9 protein-coding genes are annotated in these 7000 nt (G+C 71.9%); 6 read left to right on the top strand and 3 right to left on the bottom strand.

What is annotated here, in order from left to right; all coding sequences use genetic code 11:
* The coding region (locus PROKR_RS34940) for a hypothetical protein (RefSeq protein WP_036964269.1) at positions 1-249 on the bottom strand (249 nt) is incomplete at its 3' end.
* A gap of 90 nt (positions 250-339) precedes the next feature.
* Between PROKR_RS34940 and PROKR_RS13980 the strand changes: the two genes are divergently transcribed.
* Both PROKR_RS13980 and PROKR_RS13975 read left to right on the top strand, forming a co-directional pair.
* Positions 340-858: a mycothiol transferase gene (locus PROKR_RS13980; RefSeq protein ID WP_036964268.1), complete on the top strand. Its 519-nt coding sequence runs from the start codon at positions 340-342 to the stop codon at positions 856-858.
* Positions 859-923: 65 nt separating this feature from the next.
* A complete protein-coding gene (locus PROKR_RS13975; RefSeq protein ID WP_245605827.1) occupies positions 924-1703 on the top strand; it encodes a GH25 family lysozyme in 780 nt (259 codons plus the stop codon).
* 30 nt (positions 1704-1733) lie between these two features.
* Here PROKR_RS13975 and PROKR_RS13970 read toward each other — a convergent pair whose 3' ends face one another.
* Together PROKR_RS13970 and PROKR_RS13965 are read right to left on the bottom strand one after the other, a co-directional pair.
* Positions 1734-2249, bottom strand: coding sequence for a GNAT family N-acetyltransferase (locus tag PROKR_RS13970; protein WP_157602078.1), 516 nt, complete (start codon positions 2247-2249; stop codon positions 1734-1736).
* Between the two features lie 48 nt (positions 2250-2297).
* Complete coding sequence (locus PROKR_RS13965) at positions 2298-3407, bottom strand: DNA glycosylase AlkZ-like family protein (protein WP_036964266.1); 1110 nt, start codon at positions 3405-3407, stop codon at positions 2298-2300.
* Positions 3408-3487: 80 nt separating this feature from the next.
* Here PROKR_RS13965 and PROKR_RS13960 point away from each other — a divergent pair, with 80 nt between their 5' ends.
* The 4 genes from PROKR_RS13960 to PROKR_RS13945 all read left to right on the top strand — a co-directional run bounded on the left by PROKR_RS13960 (position 3488) and on the right by PROKR_RS13945 (position 6816).
* Entirely contained in the window at positions 3488-4138 is a 651-nt protein-coding gene (locus PROKR_RS13960; protein WP_245605826.1) for a SigE family RNA polymerase sigma factor, read from the top strand.
* The gene (locus PROKR_RS13955) at positions 4135-5271 is read left to right on the top strand and encodes a PASTA domain-containing protein (protein ID WP_036964264.1); all 1137 of its coding nucleotides are present in this window, start codon (positions 4135-4137) and stop codon (positions 5269-5271) included. Before PROKR_RS13960 ends, PROKR_RS13955 begins: the two co-directional genes overlap by 4 nt.
* Before the next feature lie 79 nt (positions 5272-5350).
* Positions 5351-5818: an SRPBCC family protein gene (locus PROKR_RS13950; protein WP_051432985.1), complete on the top strand. Its 468-nt coding sequence runs from the start codon at positions 5351-5353 to the stop codon at positions 5816-5818.
* A 443-nt stretch (positions 5819-6261) separates the two neighbouring features.
* On the top strand, positions 6262-6816 hold the full coding sequence (locus tag PROKR_RS13945) for a C40 family peptidase (protein WP_169736429.1): 555 nt from the start codon (positions 6262-6264) through the stop codon (positions 6814-6816).
* Positions 6817-7000 lie beyond the last annotated feature (184 nt).

Below are 7000 nucleotides of genomic sequence, written 5' to 3'. Positions count from 1 at the left end.
GGCGCCGCTCTCGACCCGCAGGCGCGCGGCCGCCGCTATCGCGGCCTCGCACCACACGACGGCAGGGCGGTCGACGGCGCCGCGCATCACGATCTGGCGGCACAGCTCGCCAAGGCCCTCGGTCGCGGCGCGCTCGGCGTCCACCCCGGGGAACATCCGGTGCACGGAGAAGACGACGGCACGCCGGTGCGCGGCCCACTCCGATGGGTTCGAGGCCAGCCCGTAGGTCCTGCTCTTCGTCGCGGTCATGCACTACAGACGCGGCGACCCCACCGATGTCACAGCACTTCGCGAAACTGGTCCAGGTCAGTTTCCAGGAGCGCGACGTAACCTCTCGGCATGCCCCTCTCCGACCGCGAGCCGCAGCTCGACTCCGCCGAGACCCCGGTGCTCTTCACCGCCTACCTGGACTACTACCGGCAGGCCGTGGACCGGAAGCTGCGCACCCTGTCCGACGCCGAGCTGCGCACCTCCCGGCTCCCGTCCGGCTGGTCGCCGCTGGAGCTCCTGATCCACCTGGTGCACATGGAGCGGCGCTGGTTCCGCTGGGGCTTCCTGGGCGAGCAGGTCGACGACCCGTGGAGCGACCACGCGGAGCAGGACCCGCACGGGCCGTGGGCCGTGCCCGACGGCCTGGGCCTCGCCGAGCTCCTCGACCGCCTGCACGCCGGGGGCGAGACGACGCGCGAGGTGCTCGCCGCGCACGACCCGGCGGAGCACGGCGCGCTCGGCGGCCGGTTCACTGAGGCCCCGCCCACGCTCGCCTGGATCTGCTTCCACGTGCTGCAGGAGTACGCGCGGCACGCGGGCCACCTGGACATCGCGGCCGAGATCGCGGGCGGTGCGACGGGCGAGTAGCCATCCGCACACGACCTGCACGTGTGTCGGCCCTGGCGCGCGGATCCCGCCGCTAGCCTCCCGTCATGCGAACCCCCTCCGAGCGTCGTCCGCCCCGGTCGGCACCACGCACGGGCGTGCGCACGGCCCTGTGGACGACGGCGGCCGGGGTCGCCGTCGTCGCGGTCCTCGGCGTGCTCGTCGCGACCGGGACCGTCTGGCCGAGCCGGCTGCCGGCCGCGGCCCACGACGTGCGCGGCGTCGACGTCTCGCACTACCAGGGCGAGATCGACTGGGACGTGCTCGCGGCACAGGACCTCGACTTCGCGTGGATCAAGGCGACCGAGGGCGCGTCGCACACCGACCCCCGGTTCGCCGAGAACTGGGCGGCCGCGAACCGCACGGACCTGCTCGTGGGGGCGTACCACTTCATGAGCTTCGAGAGTCCGGGCGCCGAGCAGGCCGCGCAGCTCGCGCGCGAGGTGCCCGCGACCCCGGGCACGCTACCGCCCGCGATCGACCTGGAGTTCTACGGGCGGTACTTCCAGGACCCGCCGGCGCCCGATCAGGTGCGGGCGATCCTCGACCCTCTGGTCGCGGGCGTCGAGGAGCACTACGGCGTACCGCCGATCGTGTACGCGACCGGGGACGCGTACGACCTGTACCTCGCGGACCGCTACCCCGAGCTGCCGATCTGGATCCGGTCGGTCGCCTGGACGCCCAGGCTCTCCGACGGCCGGGACTGGACGATCTGGCAGTACTCGAACCGCGACCGGCTGCCCGGGTACGACGGCGTGGAGCCGTACATCGACCTCAACGTCTTCGCGGGCACGCGCGCGGAGCTGACGGCGCTGACCCTGCCGTGACCTCGGCCGGCCCGGAACGCCCGGCCGGGCTCAGGGCAGCGTGATGGTGCCGAGCAGGCCGTCGTCGTGCTCGACCACCTCGAAGCCGATGCGCTCCAGCGACCGCCGCGCGGCGGGGTTCGCCACCGTGCGGGCCACCAGCCGCCGGGCCTCCATGGTCTGGGCGGCGGCCACCGCCCAGTAGGCGACCTCGCCGGCGATGCCGTACCCGCGGTACGTCTCGCCGAGCCAGAGACCGACCTCACGCGCGTCCGGGTCGCCGTCGACCAGGGCGAGGCGGGCTGCGCCCACGATGCGGCCCCGGGCCCTGACCGCCCAGGTCACCTCGGGGACGGGTGCGGTCACGCTGAGCCGGCAGCGGCGGTGGTACTCGCGGAAGGCTCCCTTGCGGAGCCCGGTCCACGTGGTGCGCGCCTCGTCGGCCGACTCGCCGGGCGCGGGCGGCATCACCTCGCCGGGCTGGGCCTCGGCCACGGCCAGGGCGAGCAGGTCCTCGAGCACGTCCTCGCCCACCGGTACGAGGTCAACCATCATCTGCGATGTCACGTCGCGGATGATAGCCCGATTTCACGACCCTCTAGATTACTGAAAGATTCAACCACTTCGGGCGTAGTCGACGCGGCCCAGCCCCAGCCACGCCGCGAGCTGCTCGACCTCGGCGTGCACCGCGTCCGTCGTCGCCCCGTCGAACGGCAGGTCCTCGTGCACCGCGAAGACGTGCAGCACGCCCTCCTTGCGGTCCGCCCTGGCGTCGAGCTTCCCCACGAACCGCTCCCCGTGCAGGATCGGCAGCGCGAAGTAGCCCCAGCGCCGCTTCCCCTTCGGCTTGTACATCTCGAGCGTGTACTCGTAGTCGAACAGGTCGAGCAGCCGCGGCCGGTCGGCCACCAGCGCGTCGAACGGCGACAGCAGGGCGGTGCGCGGCTCGAAGTCGTCGTCCGCGTGGTCCAGCAGCTCCGGGTCGACGCGCCACTCGCCGTCACACCCCTCGACCTGGACCACCTCGCCCGGGAGGTCGACCCACCAGGCACCGTCACCCGAGCGGCCCTGCGTCCGCTTGCGGGCGATGCCCTCCGCGGCCAGCCGCCGGTCGACCCGCTCACGCAGCGCCTCCTCCAGCGGGACCGCCTCGACCTGGGGATACACCCGCTCGGCGAGGTCCCAGAGGCGCTGGCGACCCTTGCGCCCCACCATCGCCAGCTTGCCCTGCATGTTCAGCGCCTCGAGCATCTCGGCCACGCTGCGCCGGCTGCTCCAGCCCTCGGCGCCCCACGTGTACGGCACCCGGGCCGTGTCCGGCACGTCCTTGGCGAGCACCGGCCCCTCTGCCTCGACCAGCGCCAGCACCTCGCGCTCGAACTCCGCGTTGTCGGTGAGCCACTGCCGCATGGTCTCGTTCTGCGGCCACTGGGCCATCTGCTCCAGGTACAGCGGCAGGTCGCCCATCGAGCGCACGGTGCCGCGGAGCTGGAAGAGCATGCGGTCGGTGATCGCGTCGTCCACCGCGCCGATCCAGTACTCGTTCCCGAGCCGCGACCAGGCCACGAGGTCCACCGCCGGGGCCACGGCCGACGTCGGGTCGACGGCGAGGTAGGTGAGGTCCTCCACGAGGTGCACCAGGTCGACCGGCCGGCGGGCGTCGAGGAGCTGGGCGCGGAGCGCGATGCGGCGCGCCTGCTGCACGGTGAGCCGATGGGGGGCCATGTCAGCGAGGATACGGAAGGCACCGACACGCCGTCGGACCTACCGCTCAACCTTTCGCCGCCCTCGACCGTGAAGGAGGCATGAGCATGCCAATGGTCGCGGGGCGCTCGAGCCCCGATCCGGTCCACGCCCCCGGCGCGGCCCACGGGACCGAAGCGGTCGAGGTCGTGGTCGCGGGCGACACCGAGGCCGAGTTCGCCGCCTTCATGTCCCGGTCCACACCGGCGCTGGCCCGCACCGCCTGGTTGCTGTGCGGCGACACGCACCAGGCCGAGGAGCTGGTGCAGCAGGCCCTGATGAAGACGTACCTGGCCTGGCCCAAGGCCCGCAAGGGCGAGCCGCTCGCCTACGCGCGGCGCGTCCTGGCGAACCTGCGGGTCGACGGGTGGCGCCGGCGGCGCCGGGAGGTCCTCATGTCCTCCGACGCACTGCCCGAACGGCCGCAGGACGGCCGGAGCGCCGCCGACGTGCACGCCGAGCGCGACCGCCTGGTCCGCGCGCTGCGGCTGCTGCCCACCAAGCAGCGCCGGATCGTGGTGCTCCGGCACCTGGAGGGCCTGCCGGAGCGCGAGGTCGCCGACGCGGTCGGCGTCTCGGTCGGCACGGTCAAGTCCACGGCGTCCCGTGGCATCGCCCGCCTGCGGGAGATCTTGCGGGCCGACGGTACGAGCGACGCGGCGACAGCCGGCGGCACGGCACAGCACACGAACCACGAGAGGAGCGGGTCATGAACGACGAGGAGCAGTTCGCCGAGAGCCTGCGTACGCAGGTCACACGCGTCGCGCCGAGGATCGACGTCGACGTGACGCGCGTCGTCCCGGCCGCCCGACGGCGACGGGCCGCCCGGGCGGGCGGCGTCACCCTGGCCCTGGCGCTGACCCTCGGGGGCGGGGCCTGGGCGGCCACCACGCTGGAGCCCCCGGGAACGACCGTTCCCGGCGGTTCCATGACGATGGAGGTGGAGCCGTCGCCGGAGCCCAGCGGGCCGCCCGTCACATCGAGTGAGGGCGACCGGCTGGGCGACAGCACGGACAACCTGCCGCATGAACCCGTCATACCGCCGAAGGGCTGGCGAGACGCGACGTACTTCCACGTCGTGACCCGGGTCGACGGCTCGAAGAAGGGGGAGGAGCCCGAGGACGACTCACCCATGGGCATCGAACGCTGGTACGGCGAAGGTGTGAGCTTCGAGCTGCTCAGCTTCGGCCCGGCCATGCGGGACGCCGTCAGTTACCTCGTCATGGAAGGCAGCGAACCCATCAGCTTCACGTGGGCGGACATCGCGGCGTTGCCCACCGAGCCGGGTGCGCTGCACGATGCGCTGCTCGAGAAGTTCGAGCCCACGGGCGTGGCGGAGGACGCGGCGCTCTTCAACGCGGCCCACCTGATCACCGATGCCCCGGCCCCGCCGGCGGTGCGCGCCGCGGGATGGGAGCTGCTCACGAGCCTGACCCCCGTCGAGGTGGAGCAGAACGTCCAGGACGCGGAGGGCCGCCCAGGCAGCAGCGCCACGTTCGAGGTGTTCGACCGGACCGTCACGGTGATCTACGACGTGGAGCGGAACGTCCCGCTCCAGCTCGAGGACTCGATCGGCAAGATGCACTCCCGCACGGTCTTCCTCACGACCGAGTTCGTACCGCTCCCCGAGGAGGTCGCCGACAGCGCCATCGAGGTACCCGACCTCACCGCGATGACCCGTGAGGACGTCGAGGTCGTCTGCCTGCAGAAGCACCTGGCCTGCACGTTCACGGAGGAGGAGTCCGAGACTGCGCCGGAGGGGACCGTCATCTCGTCCGACCCGGCAGAGGGTGCGCTCGTCACCTGGGGCGCCCCGGTCACGATCGTGCTCTCCGCGGGGCCCTGACCAGGCCCCTCATCCGAAGGCCCGCCACGGGCCCCGGACTGCACCGGATGCCCCCCCGGCCCGGCGTAGCCTGGGGCCCGTGGCTCATGCCTATAGCACCAGTGTCCGGGTCGAGGCACCCGCCGACGTCGTCTGGCAGGTCCTGTCCGACGTCGAACGCATGCCCGCCTGGACCAGCGCCATGAGCCGCGTGACGCTCCTGGGCCCCGAGCGGGCGATCGTCGTGGGCTCGCGCGTCGAGATCGAGCAGCCCGGTCTGCCGGCGGCGACCTGGGAGGTGGACGGCCTCACCGAGGGGCAGGGCTTCTCGTGGTCGAGCAGCGGCACCCCCGGCGTGCGGACCGGGACCGCCCACCGGATCACCCCGCTGCCCGGCGCGGGGCCGGACGGCAGTGCCGCGTGCGACGTGACGACAGCCGTGGCCCGGAGCGGGATGCTCGCCGGGCTGACCGACCTGTCGGCGGGGCCGAGGGCGCGCGAGCTGGCCGACGCCCTGCTGGCCGACCTGAGATCGGAGGCGGAGCTCCGAGCACGGAACAAGCCGTGACACACCGGCGGAGAGCCGCGTGTCGCAACATTTCGTCCGCTGTCTTTTCATAGCCGTCAGGGCTGCATTTCGGCGCTAAAAATAGTCCTTACGCTGGGAAAAAGCATCTAGTCGAAAAGTTACGCGCGATTCGGACAGCCCGATACTTCACGACAACTGTTATCTGATCGAGACAAGGTGGGTACCCGTATGTAGCGTCGGTTTCGCTGCGCCACCGGAGGCACAGCCGCGGGCCCCATTCCCCAGACCGGTACGGGACCGCGCAACCGGCGACTTGGAGAACTTCGGTGAGTACCACCGTCCGACGCGGTCGACACCGCGCCGATCACGCTCCTAGCACTCACTTCATGTCCGTGACTCGCAGCGCAGCCCGTTCGGGCGCTGTGATCGCGGCATCATCCGGACTTCTCGCAACAGCGTTCGCCCCCGGCGCACACGCGGTCGTGGGAGAAGGTTCGAACCGGCTGGCAAAGGAGGTCGCGACAGCACCGGCGGTGCAGGTCGCGAACGACGCACGGCTCAAGATCGAGAGCAAGGCCGTCAAGGTCACCCCCGCTCCCGAACCGGAACCGGAGCCCGAACCAGAGCCAGCCGTGGAGACCACAGCCTCGGTGACCGCGACGAGCACCGCCGCCGAGGCCACACCGGACTACAGGTCCGACGGGTCCATCGGGGCCCAGGCCATCTCGATCGCGATGCAGTACATCGGCATCGCCTACGCGTACGGCGGCAGCTCGCCCGCCACGGGCTTCGACTGCTCAGGCCTGATCAAGTACGTGTACGCGCAGCTCGGCGTCGAGCTGCCCCACTCGTCGTCGTCCATGGTGGCGACCGGGTACCAGGTCTCCTCGCCGATCCCCGGCGACATCGTCTGGACCCAGGGCCACGTCTCCCTCTACGCCGGCGACGGCATGGTGGTCGAGGCCGCCAACTACGGCAGTCCTGTGCGCTACACCGAGCAGTGGCAGGACTACGCGGTCTACATCCGGCCGTACTAACAACCAGAGCACAGGAGCACCGCGGCGCGGGCCGCGGTGCTCCTGTGCGCTCGGCGCCGCCGCGCGCTCGGACTCAGTACGCGACCGCGGCGGACGCGTCGACGACGCCGTACCCGTACAGCGGCGTCCACAGGCCCCGCAGGCCCAGGAGCGGGTCGCGGGCCGTGTACAGGATGGCCGCCTC

This window comes from Promicromonospora kroppenstedtii DSM 19349 (assembly GCF_000515355.1).
Lineage (GTDB): Bacteria > Actinomycetota > Actinomycetes > Actinomycetales > Cellulomonadaceae > Promicromonospora > Promicromonospora kroppenstedtii.
Note: the sequence above shows the minus strand (reverse complement) of the source record. Positions and strands in the feature narration are given on the sequence as shown.